The 15,270-nt window shown below is 64.3% G+C and carries 17 protein-coding genes; all 17 read right to left on the bottom strand.

All coding sequences use genetic code 11. From position 1 onward, the window contains the following. Window positions 1-25: 25 nt before the first annotated feature. Window positions 26-472: a hypothetical protein gene (locus tag IPP68_11525; GenBank protein ID MBL0350984.1), complete on the bottom strand. Its 447-nt coding sequence runs from the start codon at window positions 470-472 to the stop codon at window positions 26-28. Then, window positions 469-999: a hypothetical protein gene (locus IPP68_11520; GenBank protein ID MBL0350983.1), complete on the bottom strand. Its 531-nt coding sequence runs from the start codon at window positions 997-999 to the stop codon at window positions 469-471. The genes IPP68_11525 and IPP68_11520 overlap by 4 nt, the downstream gene beginning before the upstream one ends. A gap of 218 nt (window positions 1,000-1,217) precedes the next feature. Then, window positions 1,218-1,916 (bottom strand): serine O-acetyltransferase, encoded by a 699-nt coding sequence (gene cysE / locus IPP68_11515; protein MBL0350982.1) that lies wholly within the window; start codon window positions 1,914-1,916, stop codon window positions 1,218-1,220. Next, window positions 1,916-2,851: a cysteine synthase A gene (cysK, locus tag IPP68_11510; GenBank protein ID MBL0350981.1), complete on the bottom strand. Its 936-nt coding sequence runs from the start codon at window positions 2,849-2,851 to the stop codon at window positions 1,916-1,918. Before cysK ends, cysE begins: the two co-directional genes overlap by 1 nt. A gap of 462 nt (window positions 2,852-3,313) precedes the next feature. Then, a complete protein-coding gene (locus IPP68_11505) occupies window positions 3,314-4,072 on the bottom strand; it encodes a phosphoribosyltransferase (GenBank protein ID MBL0350980.1) in 759 nt (252 codons plus the stop codon). Then, window positions 3,997-4,413 carry a hypothetical protein gene (locus IPP68_11500; protein MBL0350979.1) on the bottom strand — a complete coding sequence of 139 codons (417 nt, stop codon included), beginning with the start codon at window positions 4,411-4,413 and terminating at the stop codon, window positions 3,997-3,999. The genes IPP68_11505 and IPP68_11500 overlap by 76 nt, the downstream gene beginning before the upstream one ends. A 211-nt stretch (window positions 4,414-4,624) precedes the next feature. Beyond that, window positions 4,625-5,524: a universal stress protein gene (locus tag IPP68_11495; protein MBL0350978.1), complete on the bottom strand. Its 900-nt coding sequence runs from the start codon at window positions 5,522-5,524 to the stop codon at window positions 4,625-4,627. A gap of 9 nt (window positions 5,525-5,533) precedes the next feature. Further along, window positions 5,534-6,154: a hypothetical protein gene (locus IPP68_11490; protein MBL0350977.1), complete on the bottom strand. Its 621-nt coding sequence runs from the start codon at window positions 6,152-6,154 to the stop codon at window positions 5,534-5,536. A 190-nt stretch (window positions 6,155-6,344) separates the two neighbouring features. Continuing rightward, entirely contained in the window at window positions 6,345-7,856 is a 1,512-nt protein-coding gene (locus IPP68_11485; protein MBL0350976.1) for a NapC/NirT family cytochrome c, read from the bottom strand. A 36-nt stretch (window positions 7,857-7,892) separates the two neighbouring features. Further along, window positions 7,893-9,107 (bottom strand): polysulfide reductase NrfD, encoded by a 1,215-nt coding sequence (gene nrfD / locus IPP68_11480; GenBank protein MBL0350975.1) that lies wholly within the window; start codon window positions 9,105-9,107, stop codon window positions 7,893-7,895. Continuing rightward, the gene (locus IPP68_11475; protein ID MBL0350974.1) at window positions 9,104-10,021 is read right to left on the bottom strand and encodes a 4Fe-4S dicluster domain-containing protein; all 918 of its coding nucleotides are present in this window, start codon (window positions 10,019-10,021) and stop codon (window positions 9,104-9,106) included. The genes nrfD and IPP68_11475 overlap by 4 nt, the downstream gene beginning before the upstream one ends. Then, on the bottom strand, window positions 9,988-10,887 hold the full coding sequence (locus tag IPP68_11470; GenBank protein ID MBL0350973.1) for a hypothetical protein: 900 nt from the start codon (window positions 10,885-10,887) through the stop codon (window positions 9,988-9,990). The genes IPP68_11475 and IPP68_11470 overlap by 34 nt, the downstream gene beginning before the upstream one ends. Continuing rightward, a complete protein-coding gene (locus IPP68_11465; protein MBL0350972.1) occupies window positions 10,874-12,769 on the bottom strand; it encodes a hypothetical protein in 1,896 nt (631 codons plus the stop codon). The genes IPP68_11470 and IPP68_11465 overlap by 14 nt, the downstream gene beginning before the upstream one ends. A 28-nt stretch (window positions 12,770-12,797) precedes the next feature. Next, entirely contained in the window at window positions 12,798-13,130 is a 333-nt protein-coding gene (locus tag IPP68_11460; GenBank protein MBL0350971.1) for a cytochrome c, read from the bottom strand. A 32-nt stretch (window positions 13,131-13,162) separates the two neighbouring features. Further along, the gene (locus tag IPP68_11455; protein MBL0350970.1) at window positions 13,163-13,504 is read right to left on the bottom strand and encodes a cytochrome c; all 342 of its coding nucleotides are present in this window, start codon (window positions 13,502-13,504) and stop codon (window positions 13,163-13,165) included. Window positions 13,505-13,540: 36 nt separating this feature from the next. Then, window positions 13,541-14,071: a hypothetical protein gene (locus IPP68_11450; protein ID MBL0350969.1), complete on the bottom strand. Its 531-nt coding sequence runs from the start codon at window positions 14,069-14,071 to the stop codon at window positions 13,541-13,543. After that, window positions 14,068-15,177, bottom strand: a complete 1,110-nt coding sequence (locus tag IPP68_11445; protein ID MBL0350968.1) for a radical SAM protein — start codon at window positions 15,175-15,177, stop codon at window positions 14,068-14,070. The genes IPP68_11450 and IPP68_11445 overlap by 4 nt, the downstream gene beginning before the upstream one ends. Window positions 15,178-15,270 lie beyond the last annotated feature (93 nt).

Genomic DNA, 15,270 nt, shown 5'->3' with positions numbered 1-15,270 from the left:
GGAATAAGGTTTGAATGGCGGGAAATCAAATGCCATCTTCAAGATGGGACACGCGAATGTTTTTTAGTAAACCATCTTTACTGAACAGCCACGATGCCTCCACCGTGTAACCCATTAAAAATAAGTGCTTTGCCCAACCATGGCGGGCCAGTATGACGTCAAGGTCGAAATCCCCAAGTTCGATGTTTCTTGCGGAAGGGTCAGGGTCATTCTTAATGAATTCCATTGCCTTTGGGTTATCGTAAACAACTTTTCTTTCTATTGAGCGACGAATTTTCCCCCGGATGATGTTTTTAACTTCAGCCTCTTTTGTGCCAATTGGCGTCAGAATAAGTAAAATGCCTCTAATTTCTTCGTTGGACATCCGAATATAATCACGCTTTGTTAACATCTCGCCACTAAAACAGAACGTCAGGGACAACAGTATCGCAATGAAAAAGGTCCCGACTCCTCTCCTCGATTTTCTCGTCATTTATTGACACCATTCGCCCACGTGTTGGAATTGTTCCCGAGGAAGAAATAGCCCCCATTATCCCCCAAAGGAATTTGATCGAAAGAAACGTCGAGGGGGTAGAAAGATGTGCTTGGATCGTAGCCGAAGTTCCTGTAAGAGTTGTGGCTGGCGTCGGCGAAAGAATGTTCAGCTGCAACTCCCCGGCCATCCCTCGGTAGCAGCTCCCTCGTCCGTCCCGTATCCACATCCACCGGTGCGTAGTGCCCGATCCCGCCAAAAAGCTTCGCCATTGTTCCCAAAGGCCCAATATTCAACCGTCGAGACATCAGATATTGCCCGCTTTTGGGTGGACCAGCGAATTTATTGTGTATGTAGTGCGCGGAATTCGTTAAACTGCCGGACCAGTAGCCGTTCCGCCACGCTCGACGGGCGGAACTTTCATCCTCCCCGAATGCCCGGGCCGACAAATAACCACCCCCGCCGTTGGCGATCGGATTTGTCATTGACGGGACATAGGCGTTGCCGGGCAAAGCAAATGGCGGCATTAACCCGATCCCATAAGAGAAGGCGCCAGCCGCTGCCCCTTGGGCCGACAGCGCCGGTGGGAAAGCCCCCCCGGGATCCGCGGGGGACCCCTCATGGAACGTTCAAGGGACGCCTCCACGGGACGTCCTAAGCTAATCCGACGCGACGGGACGCCTTTGCCGACGGCGGCGTTGACGCCTCTTCGGCAAAGCGTCGAATCAAAAATCCGGTGAATCTCTTAAATCGAGAAATCGTCGTCCTGGCGGACGGCGCGGTCGGGGGCGGTGAGGAGGGCCTGGTCTTTTTCGTTGGCCAGGCGCGATTCCAGGAGCGCCAGCTTGGCGGACAGGGAGCCGATGGCGTCGCTCAACACGTCCGGAAGGCGTCCGTGGTCCAAGTCCGGCCGGTGAAGGTGGGCGTGGGCCCCGCCGCGGACGATTTCGCCGGGAACGCCGACCACGATGGAATCGGGCGGAACGGGCTTGACCACCACGGCGTTGGCGCCGACCCGGCTTCGCTCCCCGATTTCAAAAGCGCCCAAAACTTTGGCGCCGGCCCCCACCACCACGCCGTCGCGCAGAGTGGGATGCCGCTTGCCCTTGTGCCAGCTGGTGCCGCCCAGGGTCACGCCCTGGTAGAGCGTCACGTTGGCGCCGATTTCCGCCGTCTCGCCGATGACGACCCCCATGCCGTGGTCGATGAACAGCCCCGGACCGATGATCGCGCCGGGGTGGATTTCAATGCCCGTCCAAGACCGGGCGACCTGGGACAATAGGCGCGCCAAGGTCTTTAACCCCATCCGCCAAAGGGCGTGGGTCCCCCGGTGGATCCAAACGGCGTGGAGCCCGGGGTAGCACAGCACCACTTCCAGCCGGCTCCGGGCCGCCGGGTCCCGGGTCATGACGGCGAACAAATCCCGGCGGAGGGTTTGAAGCATCAATTATCGGCCAAATGCGCGTAGAGGGCGGTGCTCAAATACCGCTCGCCGAAGGAGGGGATGATCACGACGATCAGTTTTCCCTGGCTCTCCGGCCGACGGCCCACCTGAAGGGCCGCCCACACCGCGGCGCCGGAGGAGATCCCCCCCAACACGCCCTCTTCCGTCGCCAACCTTCGGGCGATGTCGAAGGCGTCGTCGTTTTTGACCCGGACGACCTCGTCGTAAATTTTCGTGTTCAAAATCTTCGGGACGAACCCCGCCCCGATGCCCTGGATGGGGTGCGGCCCCTTGGCCCCGCCGGACAGCACGGGGGACGCGTCGGGCTCCACGGCCACGCAGCGAAAGGAAGGCTTGCGCGCCTTGATCACTTCCCCCACGCCGGTGATGGTCCCCCCGGTGCCGATGCCGGACACCAGGACGTCCGCCTTGCCGTCGGTGTCCCGCCAAATTTCCTCGGCGGTGGTTTTCCGGTGCACGGCGGGGTTGGCGGCGTTGTTGAATTGCTGGGGAATGAAATACCGCGGGTCCGAGGCGGCCAAATCTTCCGCGCGTTTGATGGCCCCGCCCATGCCTTCGGGCCCCGGGGTGAGGATGATCTGCGCCCCGAAGGCCTTCAACAGGGTCCGCCGTTCCTTGCTCATGGTTTCGGGCATGGTCAGGACGAGTTTGTAGCCCCGGGCCGCGCACACCATGGCCAGGGCGATTCCCGTGTTGCCGCTGGTGGGCTCGACAATGATCGTGTCCGGTTTGATTTTCCCGGCGGCCTCGGCCGCTTCGATCATGGCCAAGCCGATGCGGTCTTTCACGCTGTGGGCGGGGTTGAAAAACTCCAGCTTCAAGACGATGTCCGCGCCCACGCCCTGGGCCAGACGCCCCAATCGCACCAGGGGCGTGTTGCCGATCAATTCCGTCACGTTCTTCGCAATTTTCATTCGACTCTCCTCAAGGGGGAGGGAAACCGCCGAAGCGGCCGCCGCCCGGATTTTATCAACGATGTCCGCGCGGCCGAACCCAAAAAAAATCCGCGCGGCTTTGACGGCGGCGCGGAAAAAAAGAACAACGGCCGCTTTAGTCCCTGTTCGCCCCGAAGGGCCGGCCGGGGCAAGTTGGATCTTAAAGCCCGCCGTCATCATCCGTTACGTCTAAAAAAAAGAACCGCGCGGCTGGGAAAGCGGCGCGGATCGGGAAACGACCGTTGCACCGCTTTAGCGCCCTGTTTTTCCGCCTCCCCCCAAAACGCGAAGAGGAAACCACGTAACGACTTCGGGTCGAACGTCCCCTGGAGGGGTGGAACGGCCGGGGCAAGTTGGAGTTTAAGGCCTCGCCGTTGAAGCAAAAAGGATGTTAAAAAAAACGCCCCCCCCTGTCAAGGCGGTCGGCGCGAACGCCGCCGTTTAGCGCGGGGCGGGGTCCAGAGCCCGGGGGGCGGGGTTCGCCCCTTTCGCCTCGGCGCTTTGCAAGAGGGCGATGGCCTCCGCGTCGGACACGGGATCGAAATTTTCGTAGTGATCCCCCACGGCGTAAAAAGGCTCGGGGATCCACGGACACAGGAGGGCGCGCACCAACGGCCGGAGCTTTCGGAGGGTGTCCCGGGGTCCCACCGGAAGGGCCAAGACGACCGGCCGGGCCCCCTGGCTCTCCAGGAACGAAAGGGCCGCGCGGAGGGTGGCCCCGGTCGCCACGCCGTCGTCCACAAGGATGATTTGACGGTCGCGCAGGACGGGCCGCTCGTCGGGCGGGGCGAACCGCGCCACGGACTCGGCCAACCGCGCCCGTTGACGTTCGATTTCCTCCGCGACGTAGTCGGGCGTGACGCCCAGGCTTTGAAGCGCTTCGTTGTCCAGGGCGACCACGGGGGATTCGTACCCGGCCAGGGCGCCCACGGCGAATTCCGGCCGACCGGGGGCGCCCAGCTTGCGGGCCGGAAGGGCCGCCAAGGGGACGCCCAGCGCCCGGGCGACTTCGAAGCCCACCGGCACGCCGCCCCGCGGCAAGGCGAGCACCCGCGAACTCTCGTCGGTCCAGGGCCCCAGGGCCTCCGCCAACCGCCGTCCGGCGGCGGAGCGATCGGCGTATCTCACCGGGGCGGGTTCGCGTGGTTCAATTCCACCATCGCGCGCTGGTTGTCCGAACTCGAAAAGACGACCAGGCATTGGGCCGCGTCGGAGGGGGCGGAGGCGTAGAGATGATGCAGGTCGATGCGCGCGTCCCGCAGTTTCTCCGTCATCATTTTTAAGAGCCCCGGCTTGTGGGGCAGCTCGACGATCACGACCGACGATTCCCGGGGCGCGAAGTGTTTGGCGCGCAAAGCGTCCGCGGCCCGCAGCGTGTCGTCCACCAGGAGGCGGAAGATCCCCTCCGCGCCCTCCACCCAGCCCGACACGGCCAGAATCCCGATGCCCTTTTCGGCGACGGTTTTGGCGATGTCGGCCAGCGCCCCGATTTCGTTGGTTCGACGGACGACGATTTCTTTTCCCAAACTGGCTTTCAACACGGCGGGCCTCCTCCGGTTTTTTTGGAACCCGTCCGCGGGCGTCGGCGCGGATTTTCCCAGGTCCAGGCGTCGAAAAAATGGCCGTGAACCCGGTCAAACACCGCGCGCAAATCCCCCCGCTCCTCCAGAAATTCACCCATATTCACCGACGGGGCGAACACCCCTTTAAACATCGGATCCCCGCGCTTGGTTTTGGTCACGGTCCCCCCTTTTACGGAACGATCAACAAGGACGCCTCGGCGTGGGACAGCACCTGCTGCGAGACGCTTCCCAGAAAAAAACGGTCCAACCCGGAAAGCCCCCGGGCGCCCACGACCACCAGGTGCGCCCGAACCTTGCCGGCCGCGGCCAAAATTTCAACGGGGGCGTGTCCTTCGGCCAGCCGACCCCGGGCCCGGGGAAATTTTCCGCGAAGGTCCTTCACGGCTTTTTGCAGGGTCCGGAGCCCCCGCGCGCGCCGTTGTTCCCGGGACTCCGAAGGGAACGGCCCGCCGGGGTAGACGCCGCCGTAGCCCGCTTCCGGCGCCCAGAGGGCCAGGGGGTCGGCCACCGCGTGGACCGCCGTCACCGTCGAACCGGCGGGCAGCCCCAGACGCTTCAAAAAAGCGATCGCCCGACGCCCCACGGCCGAGCCGTCCACCGCGACCAACACCCGAAGGCCCCGGGGCGGCATCGCCCGCCGGACCACCAGAACCGGACGACGGGCTCCGCGGACCACGCGCTGGGAAACGCTCCCCAACCAAAAGGCCTTGAAGGGCGACAACCCCCGGGCGCCCACCGCCACCATCGAAGCGCGCGCCCGTTCCGCCTCCCGAAGCAACGCCTCCGCCGGACGGTCGGATTCCAGGAGCCGGACCTCCGCCTTCACGCCCCGGTCCGCAAAGCGTTCGGCCCATTCGGACAGCGCCGTCCGCGCCCGAAGGGTCAACGCCTCGACCACCGCGATTTCCCCGGCGCGGGGCGACCGCCGGAGGGGCGGCACCACCGACACGACGCAAACGGATCCGCCCCCGGCGGAAGCCCTTTCCAGGGCGAATTGGGCCGCGCGCCCGGCCGGCGCGGAGCCGTCGATCCCCGCCAGAATCTTCAGCGCGCCGCCCGGGGATCTCACGCGCTCCCCCTACCAATCCTCTCGCGACTTCCCGCCCGTCGCGTCCTGGGGCGCCAGGCTCCGCCATCCCCCCCAGGGCTGTTCCATGGTTTCACGCACCCACACCCGTCGATCGGCCTCCGTCCCGCGCAACGGGCACTGGCGGCAAAGGTCGCTGACGAAGAAATACTCTTTCAAAGACTCCGTCAAACACGCTTCGAGCGTGGCGCGAAGTTCCCGGCGACGGACGGCCGGCGCCCCCGGCGGGCGGTGGAACCGACGCGCGATGATCCCCGCGAGGATTTGGAGGAACCGAAGAATCGGCTGGCGGGTTTCCAATAGATAGATTTTCTGGCCGGCGGGCGCGGGGTGGGATTCTTCGCCGCAGAAAGCGCAGGGGGCCCGGCGGCAATGATCCCACTGGCCGCAACGGGGGTTGTAGGAGAGGCGGTTTTTAAAAGCGTCGCGGAGGGTTCGGAAAACGTTGGGCCACTGGTGGGGGTCCACGGCGCCCGGACCGGTGCGCTTTTCAAAGGCGCGCCAGACGGCGTGCGTCAGGTGGGTTAATATCTCGGCGGGATCTTCGCCCACCCCGGAACGGACTTGAAAAACGAACGACCGTCGATTGTCCTTCGTCGAAGAACGCGTCACGGGGCCCCCTTTGTCCAGCGCCGGGAGGACCGCGGTCGATGGGCGCCGTTGCCCTCGCCCTTATTGAATCACAACCGCTCCGGCGGGGCCATGACCGCCGTCATGCCCCGCGCGAACCTCGCGTCCGCGGGGATGGAACCGGTCGTAGCGATCGAGCCGGGCCGGAACGCGGTGCCGACCCGGGGGCCGATCAATACAATTCGGCGCCGCCCTGGTGGCACGCGCTGCATTGACCTTCCTGTTCCATGCCGCCGATGTCCTGGGGGTGGCGGAAGGGAAGGCCTTTGAGCGCGACGGTGTCGGCCCCGGGACCGGTCCCTTGGGCCATGATCGTGTGGCAGGTGGAGCAGTTTTTGGTGATCGTCCCGCCCGTCGACGTTTTGAGGCCCGTGCCGTGGCAGCGGAAGCACCCGGCCGCCAGGGAGTGGCCGATGTTTTCCGGGTAGGCGCGCCAGGTCACCCGCATTTCGGGGAAGAAGTTTTGCGCGTAGATCGTCTGGACGGCCCGGGCGGCCGCCTCCACGTCCGCCCGACGGGACGCCCACACCGCCGGGTATTCCTTTTCGTAGAATCCGCGAATTTTGTCCGCGATGGCGGCGCGCGCCGCCGCGCTGTCGGCGTATTCCGCGTCCAGGGCCTTCACCGCCTCCCGCTTGATGAAGGGCAGGTTCGTCGGGATGTCCCCGGCGGCCAGGGCCGCGTTGACTTCCTTTTGGGGAGGGCGGTAATTGTGGCTGGGACGGTTGTGGCAATCGATGCAATCCATCGTCCGAATTTCCGCCTTGGCTTTTTCCTCGGGGGTGAGGGCGTTGTCCGGGTCTTCGTAGACGCTCACGCGCCCGTCCCGGGAGGTGCTGCGCACCCAGGCGATTTCCTGCCGCGCCCGGTCGCGGGCGATGTATTCCAGTTTATTGGAAATCATCATGTGCCAATGAATGCCCGACCCCCCGTTGGATTGGGCCGATCCCCCGCCGATTTTGACCAGCAGGGTGATCGGGTAGGGCGTGTTCTTCTCGTCGGCTAAAAAGTGCGGGTTCACGTGCTTGCGCTCGCCGAAGAATTTTTCGGGCCAATGGCACTGCAGGCACGTGTCCCGGGCGGGGCGAAGGTTCTTGATGGGGGTTTCGATGGGCCGGGCGAATTTGTGAAACATCGTGGAATACACTTGATAGGCGCCCGTCAGTTTCGATTTGACGAACCAGTCCGCCCCGGGCCCGATGTGGCAGGCCACGCACGCCACCCGGGCGTGAGAGGACCGTTGGTAGGCGGTGTATTCGGGGGACATCACGGAGTGGCAAAGGGTGCCGCAAAACTTGGTCGATTCGGAAATGTGATAGGCCTTGTAGGTCCCCAGGCTGGAGGCCACCAGGAACACCGACGTCACCGCGACGCCGATCAGGATGGCCCGGCGGGTTTGCGGATTCCGCAGATCGATGTTGAACGATTTCTCCAGGCTCGCGGACAGGCCCCGGGCCCGTCGGCGGCGCTCCCAGAGGGCGCCCCCCAACACCATGGCCAGCCCCGCCACCAGAAAACCGGGCAAGATCATGTAGGTCAACATGCCCAGATACAACGTGGTTTCTTGGACGACGAAATCGATCAGGATTAAAAGGACGATGATGGAAAAAGCCCCCACGGCCAGGGCGGCCCCCGCCAGGGAAATCCAATTGTAGAAGTGCTCCGGGAATCGACGCTCGTTCATTCGGTCTCCTTCGTTCTCACAAGAAATCCGCTCCGCTTAACCCCGAACCGGAAGGATCGTCGCCGACGGCGAATCCGCGGCCGGATAGACGGGCAACGTCCGCACCGCGACGCCGAACACCACGGCCACCCCCGTCAAAAGCGCAAAGGACACCGACACCTCCATCCAATGCGGAAAATAGCCCGGGCCCGTGTAGGGGACCATCGCCAACCAGCTCACGGTCAAACGATTCAACACCACGCCCGCCAAGACGGGCAGGCACGCCGCCACCGTCCAGCGGGGCCGATCCCGAACGGCGCGGCGGGACAATAGGAACGCCGGCAGCAGGGCCCCGCCCCCCACTTCCAACAGGAAAACGCCTCCCAGCCACCCCGGATCGGTGAACCGGCCCCAGGCGTTCCGGGCCGACACGTCCACCAGTCGCAACGCGGCGTACAAAAACAGCACCATGCTGGCCGCCCGGGCCAGATCGGCCAACAACCACCGATCGAGCGTTTTGCCGAAAATCCGCGCCGCATAGAACGACGCGACCACGGTCACGCACAGCCCCACCGCCACCGACGAGACCAGGAAAAACACCGGCAGCAAGGTCGACGACCAGAGGGGGTGAATCTTCTGCGGAACGATCAGGAACATCGTCCCCATGGACGATTGGTGCAACGTGGACAAGATCACGCCCAAAATCACGATGGGAATCGCCGCCCGATGGAGCGCCTCCACCGCCCGCCCGTAGCCGAGTCGCTCCAGAACGGCGGGGCTAAACTCCACGGCCAGCACGGTCAAATAGAGGGTCACGCACCAGGCCACTTCAAACATGATGGAATGGTGCTGCCACATTGCCAAGGGGTGCCACAGATTGTACGGGCGCCCGACTTCGATGAACAAGGTGAGGGCGACAAAAACGTAGCCGAGGAACGCCAGAAGCACGACCGGGCGAAGGATCGGCTCGAACCGCTTGATGTGGAAGATGTGCACCGTGGCCGCCATGACGAACCCGCCCCCGGACAACGCCACCCCGGCCTGCAGGAACCCCACCCAGATCCCCCAGGGATTGACGTCGGTCATGTGGGTCATGACCCCCATGCCGCGGGTGAACCGGATCGCCAGCACCACCGCGGTCACGGCCCACAGGGCGCCGGTCGCCCCGGCGGCCCACGAAAGCCCGTGGCGGGGTGGACGCCCGAGTCCGTAGCTCACGGCCAGCCAGCCCAACACCCCGGCCACCGCGGTTAAAAAAAGCCAGCCGATCACGCTTCGTCCTTCGGCGCCGACGGCGAATGGGTTTTGCGGGAAAGGTTGAACGCCAGGAGCCCGAAGAGCGATCCGAGCACCGCGACGATCCCGGGGATCCAACTGACCACGTCCCAGGTCAAGGACGGCAGAGGCCGTTTGGGCAGGTTTTTTTTGAACCCCAGCTTCTCGAAGGGCACGTCGGAAATGTAGAGCCAGGAGGTGCCCCCGACTTCCTCCTCGCCGAAAACGTGGGGGACGTACACGTCGGGCCGGGCGTGAACTCGCGCCTTGGCTTCAAAAAGCATCTCGTCGCGTCGGCCGAACTTGAGGGCGCCGGTCGGGCAGGCCTCCACGCACCCGGGGGGCAGGCCCTTGAACAAACGCTGGGAGGCGCAGAATTGACATTTGCCGATCACCGGCGTCAGGCCGTTGTTCCATTCGAACCGCGGAACGTCGAAGGGGCAGGCGACCATGCAGTAACGGCAGCCGATGCACCGGCTCTCCCGGTAAAGGACCGGGCCCGCTTCCGTTTGATGGAGGGCGGCCACGGGGCACACCGACACGCAGGCCGGCTCCAAGCAATGCATGCATTGACGCTTGACGTGCCGGCGGGTTTCTACCCCTTCGCGGTTGACCACGGTCCAGAGGTTGTGGGTCGGCTCGAGGCGGGACTCGAGGTGCTCCATGTCCATGAGGTCCTGGGGCGCGTCCAGATCGTTGGCCCGTTGGCAGCCGCGCATGCACGCCCGGCAGCCGATGCAACGGGGGATGTCCACCAGCACGCTGAACACGTCGCTTTTGACCACCGGGCCTTCGGCCCGGGTCGAGTGGGGCAGCCCCGCGGCCGCCACCGCGCCCACCATCCCCTTCAACAGGGAACGGCGGGACACCTCAAAGGTCATTTCTTGGCCCCGGGCCGGAACGCGTACCACGCGGCCACCCAACCCAGGCCCAAGCCCGCCAACAGGCCCAGCAACGCGACCAACCAGGCGTTGGACCGGGCCCGCTCCAGCTTCCATTCCAAATCCTTGGCTTTCTCGTTCAGTTCAAAAACGCTCGTCACGCCGGCCACGGCCATGTGCTTTTCGGTCTGGCTCATGCGGGACCGCAAATCCGCCAACCGGCCGCTTTTGTGGACGGTTTCTTCGTGGCACCGATCGCAGACCTGCGGGCCCACGGACAAGTTGTGCCCCGGGGCGCCGGTCCCCATGATCGCGTCGGGACCCGCCGACGATTTCGGAAAATGGCAGGTGTTGCAGCTCAGGCCTTCCTGGTGGTGGGTGGCGTGGGCGAAATCCTTGAGCTTGGCGGCGTGGCAGGAGCCGCACAGCGCGTCGCCGCCGCCCAACCGAAGCCCCTGGCCGTGAACCTTGTGGCAGTCGAAACACCGGATGTTCTTTTGGCCGTGCTTGCTCAGCTTCCACTCCCCGTGGGACTTCTTGTGACACTCGCGGCACATGTCGGAACCGCCGGGAATCGGCATGCGGTCCGCCGGATGCCCCTCGGCCATCGCGCCGTGGCAGGATTCGCAGGTGACGCCTTCGTGGGCGTAGGCGGCGGTGCCGGGCTTCCAGCCGGTGGTGTGGCATTTCAGGCAGGCGACGTTGGAGCCGTTTTCTTTCCACGATTTTTGAAAAACCTCGGACACGTAGGCGCGGGCGTGCACCGACGGTTTCCAGTCCTGGAATTCCTGGGTGTGGCAATCGGCGCAGGCGTCCGGCCCCGCGTATTTGGCGCGGAGCGCGGCGGGCGCCCCCAGGAGAATCGCCAGCAGAAAAGCGGTTCTATTTCGGGCCATGGGATTTCTCCGGCGACGCCGTTTTTTTGCGACGCAGGCGGCCGATCAACCACGCCCAATTCATGGGGTAGACCGCGGGATCGAACACCGTCCAATAGGCGTGCCACACCAAAATGGCCAGGCACGCGAGAATGGCTTCGTAGTAGTGAATCAGGGTCGCCAAGTCCGGCACCCACAGGGGCGCGTGGCGGAGCATGAAGTTGTTGAAGACCAACGTGGCCCCCGTGGCCACCATGACCAACGACCCCCACAGGAGGGCCCAGTATTCGGCCCGTTCGATGTACGTGGGGTAACGAAGGGCGGGCCGGGTCTTCCGCAGGCCCAGGTTAAAGAGAACCAAATGCAGGGGTTCGGTGAGGTCCCGCAGGCGGGGGAAGAGACCCTCGCGCAACAGGAACCGGCCCCGGGCGGTGCCGACCATGTAACCGCCGTGCCAAACCCCCATCAAAACGAACCCGAGGGCCGTCCAACGGTGCAGGGCTTTGCGGGCCGCTTCTCCCCCCGCCCACTGGAACGGCGCGGCCCACCAGGCGCCGGGGAAAGCCAAGGCGAATCCGCTGACGGCCAACACGGTGAAGGCCACCGCCAGCAAGGCGTGTTGAACGCGCTCGTGGGCCGTCAGCCGCAACACCGACAACTCCCGCCCGTGGGGCGGGGGCGGCGGGTCGATCACTTTCCGGAGGAAGTCCAACCCGTTGTGCAGCAACATGCCCCCGATGGTCAGGGGAATGACGATCAAATAAAACCATCGAAAAAACAAAATCCATTGATGCGGCCGGTTCTCTTTGCCCGCGTGGATGCGCCCGGCGAGGAGCTTCACCTGGGCCCCCGCGTGGCAGCGGCCGCAGGTGTTGGCCAGGTTGGCCGGGTTCACGGCGGATTGGGGGTCGGCGGAGGGCAACACGTCGTGCCACCCGTGGCAGGAAGCGCAATTGGCCACCCGCAAATCCCCCCGCTGGGAGGCGAGGCCGTGGTAGGTGTCCATGAAACTTTTGAGCCGGCCGGCGGGGAGGCCGAATTTGGCCACGATGCGTTCGGACTCGTGGCACCCCGAACAGGTCTTGGTCACGGCGCCGCGAAACACGGAGGACGCGGGATTTTCCGGGGATTGAATGGTGTGCTCGCCGTGGCAGTCGGTGCACACGGGGGTTTCCTTGATCCCGTTGGCGCTGGCGCGGCCGTGGATGCTGACTTGGTAAACGGAAAAAACGTTTTGGTGGCACCGGCCGCAGGTCTCGGGGATGCGGGCCCGGTTCACCCGGCTGGCCGAATTGGCGGACCCGTGCAGATCGTGGGTGCCGTGGCAGTCGGAGCAGACGGCCGCGTTGATTTTGCCCGCGCGGAACGCCACCCCGTGGACCGTGTGATCGTAGCTGTCGACGGGTTTTCGCTCCGTCAAATTTTGGTTGGCGGGGGCGTCGTCTTTCCCGTGGCAGGCGGCGCAGGTGTCGTGAATGTTTTGGCGGTTGACCGGCGAAGCGGGGTTCCGGGAATTCAACAGGGTGTGGCTGTGCCCGTGGCAATCCTTGCAGGAGGCGGCCTCGACTTTGCCCCGGGCGACGGCGCGGCCGTGGTCCGAGTTCAGATAAATTTGCGTTTCCAATCGATGGCACCGGGCGCAGGAGACCGGCGCGAGTTTTTCGGCGTGGGGAATTTCCGTGGCGTCCGCGTGGCAGGAAACGCAGAGGTTGCGACCGTGAATGGATCGGGCGAAGGCCTTTTCATTGACGCTGGGGGCGCCGGAATCGGCGTTGCCGTGGCAGGCGAGGCAGTCTTCGTTGCCGTCGGCCCGGAGGCGGCCCACGCCCCCAAACAAAAGGAGCGCCCCGGCCAGCGCCGTCCTTTCCCAAAATCCGTTGGGGAAAAGGCGGTGCCGGCGCACGGGCGCTCCGCTCATGCTCTTGGGAAGATTACTGGGCCGACTTCGGCGCCAAACCGCGGACGTAGGCCACCAGGGCTTTGACGTCCTCGTCCTTGATTTTGCCCTTCTGAGCCGGCATTTTGCCTTGCCCGACGAGGGTCAACGTGACCAACTCTTCGTCTTTCTTCGCCAGGCTCGGCGCGTCCACCAGGCTCAAGGCCGCCAAATCCACCTTGAGCGCCTTGACCATGACCGCGCTGCCTTTGCCGTCTTTGCCGTGGCACCCGGCGCATTTGGCCCCGTAAAGCTTGACCACGTCTTCGGCCCCCGCCGCCGCCGCAAAGAGAACCAGGGCCCCCAACGCCAGAGACAATCGTTTCATAGAAACTCCTTGGACGCGATGGATCGAAAAAGCTATTTCGCGGGCGCGGGCTTAAGCGCGCGCACGTATTCGGTGACCGCCTGAACGTCCGCCTCGGCCAATTTGCCTTGATATTTCGGCATTTTTCCGACGCCGTCCAGAGTGATTTTCACCAATTCCGCGTCCGTTTTGGCGAGGCTTGCGTCGTCCACGAGGCTCAGCGCCGCGATGTCGGCCTTCAACACCTTCGTCATGGCCGGGTTGCCTTTGCCGTCCTTGCCGTGGCAGGATTGACACTTCGCCGCGTAAATCTTGCCCGCGTCCTCCGCCCGCACCGCCAGAGCGCCCGCGCCCAACCCCAAAGCCAACGCCCAAACAACCGCTTGTTTTTTCACGATGGTGGTCCCTCCTGAAAGATTGATTCGAAAACGTTAACGATCGCCCACGTACGGGGCGGATTCCCGGCCCTGGGATTTGCTTTTGGCCGCCGCCAACCGGTTCTTTTCGGCCACGACCTTCGCGAACAGATCGCTCAAACGCGCCCGTTCGGCCTCGAAGGCGATGTTGTTTTTGATTTTACGTTCCCGGCTGTCGTAGACGAGGAACGATATGATTTTTTTAGCTTCCACGGCGGCGAGAAAGGGTTTGCCGGATTTGTCTTCGGCGTTGGTTTCCATCCGCTCGACGTAACGCCGCCAATCGACCTCGGAACTCCAGGGCGAATTCAGGGGCCTGGCCAGGGTGTGGCAACCGGAACATTTTTGGGCGAACAACTCGAAATCGGCCTTTTTTTCGGGCGGGTAGCTGGAGACGTCCAGCGACGCCGAACCCAGATCCGCGGGGTAACGGGCCTCCAGGGCGGCCGCGTCGAAGGCCGCCGGGGACGCGGGCGTTTCGGCCCGACGACAGCCGCCGGCGAGAAGCACCGCCAACCCGACGAACCCGACCGCGCGGCGGTTCACGCCAAATCTCCTTGGTACCCGTCCGGAACGTAAACGCAATGGGGCTCCTCCGCCAGAGCGTCGCCGTGGGCGTAGTAGGCCCGGGCCCGGCAGCCGCCGCAGACGTATTTGAACGAACAGGCCCCGCATTTGCCTTCCAGCAAAGCGGGGTTTCGCAAATCCTGAAAAACGGGCGAGAGCTCCCAGATGTCCTTGAACCGGGTCGTTCGAACGCTGCCCACGGAAATCGGAAGATACCCGCAGGGGAACACTTCGCCCTTGTGGGAAATGAAGCAGACGCCCTGGCCCGCCAGGCAGCCTTTGGTCGTCTGATGAAGCGCTTGATGGGGGTGCGTCGCGCCCTTGGCTTCCTGACGGTGATGGCTGGGCGGCAACCCGCCGATTTCCTTGGAGCGCTGGCGCACGATGCGGAAATAATGGGGGGCGCAGGTGGCCTTCATTTCGAGGCGCTGTTCCCGCTCCCGTTCGTAAAACCAGTTGAGCCACTTTTCGTATTCCGCGGAGGGCAACATGTCCGAATCGGCGATCTGAACGCCGCACCCCACCGGCACCAGCATGAAGAGGTGCAAGGCGTCGGCGCCCAGGGACAAACAGAGGTCGTGGAGGCGGGGAAGTTCCTCGGCGTTGTACCGGGTCACGGTCATGTTGATTTGGAGGGACACGCCCTGGGCCTTGAGGTGCTTGAACCCGGCCAGGGCGCGTTCGAAATTTCCCGCCCCGCGAAAACGATCGTGGGTGGCGGCCACCGCGCCGTCCAGGGAGATGCTCACGCGGGCGACGCCCGCCTTATGGATGTCCCGGGCTTTTTCGGCGGTGACCAGGGTGCCGTTGGTGGCCAGCGCCACGCGGAGGCCTTCGCTTCGGGCGTGGTCGGCGATGGTCAGGATGTCCGGACGGAAAAGGGGTTCGCCGCCCGAGAGGACCAAAATGGGTTTGCAGTAGGACGCGATGTCCGAAATCATGTCCCGGGCGAAGGCCGTGGACAAATCGGTTTCGGACACCTGGTCCAACACGTCCAGGCGGCGGCAATGGACGCAGCGCAAATTGCATCCCGCCGTCGTTTCCCAGAAGATGAGCCGGGGCGGCGCCGGGCGCTCGCCGCTCAACGCGGGTCGGGACGCCGGGCTTGCGCCTAAGTCGGTGTGGGGGGTCACGGGATAAGTATAACCGTCCGGCGACGAGAATCCATGACGCCCGTC

This window comes from Elusimicrobiota bacterium (assembly GCA_016722575.1).
In the GTDB taxonomy this organism is placed as follows: domain Bacteria; phylum Elusimicrobiota; class Elusimicrobia; order FEN-1173; family FEN-1173; genus JADKIY01.
Note: the sequence above shows the minus strand (reverse complement) of the source record. Positions and strands in the feature narration are given on the sequence as shown.

Excerpts from the sequence above, each read along its gene's own strand:
- IPP68_11525 (MBL0350984.1), bottom strand. The coding sequence starts at position 472 with ATGACGAGAAAATCGAGGAGAGGAGTCGGGACCTTTTTCATTGCGATA.
- IPP68_11520 (MBL0350983.1), bottom strand. The coding sequence starts at position 999 with ATGCCGCCATTTGCTTTGCCCGGCAACGCCTATGTCCCGTCAATGACA.
- cysE (MBL0350982.1), bottom strand. The coding sequence starts at position 1,916 with ATGCTTCAAACCCTCCGCCGGGATTTGTTCGCCGTCATGACCCGGGAC.
- cysK (MBL0350981.1), bottom strand. The coding sequence starts at position 2,851 with ATGAAAATTGCGAAGAACGTGACGGAATTGATCGGCAACACGCCCCTG.
- IPP68_11505 (MBL0350980.1), bottom strand. The coding sequence starts at position 4,072 with ATGCCTGGTCGTCTTTTCGAGTTCGGACAACCAGCGCGCGATGGTGGA.
- IPP68_11485 (MBL0350976.1), bottom strand. The coding sequence starts at position 7,856 with ATGAACGAGCGTCGATTCCCGGAGCACTTCTACAATTGGATTTCCCTG.
- IPP68_11470 (MBL0350973.1), bottom strand. The coding sequence starts at position 10,887 with ATGGCCCGAAATAGAACCGCTTTTCTGCTGGCGATTCTCCTGGGGGCG.
- IPP68_11460 (MBL0350971.1), bottom strand. The coding sequence starts at position 13,130 with ATGAAACGATTGTCTCTGGCGTTGGGGGCCCTGGTTCTCTTTGCGGCG.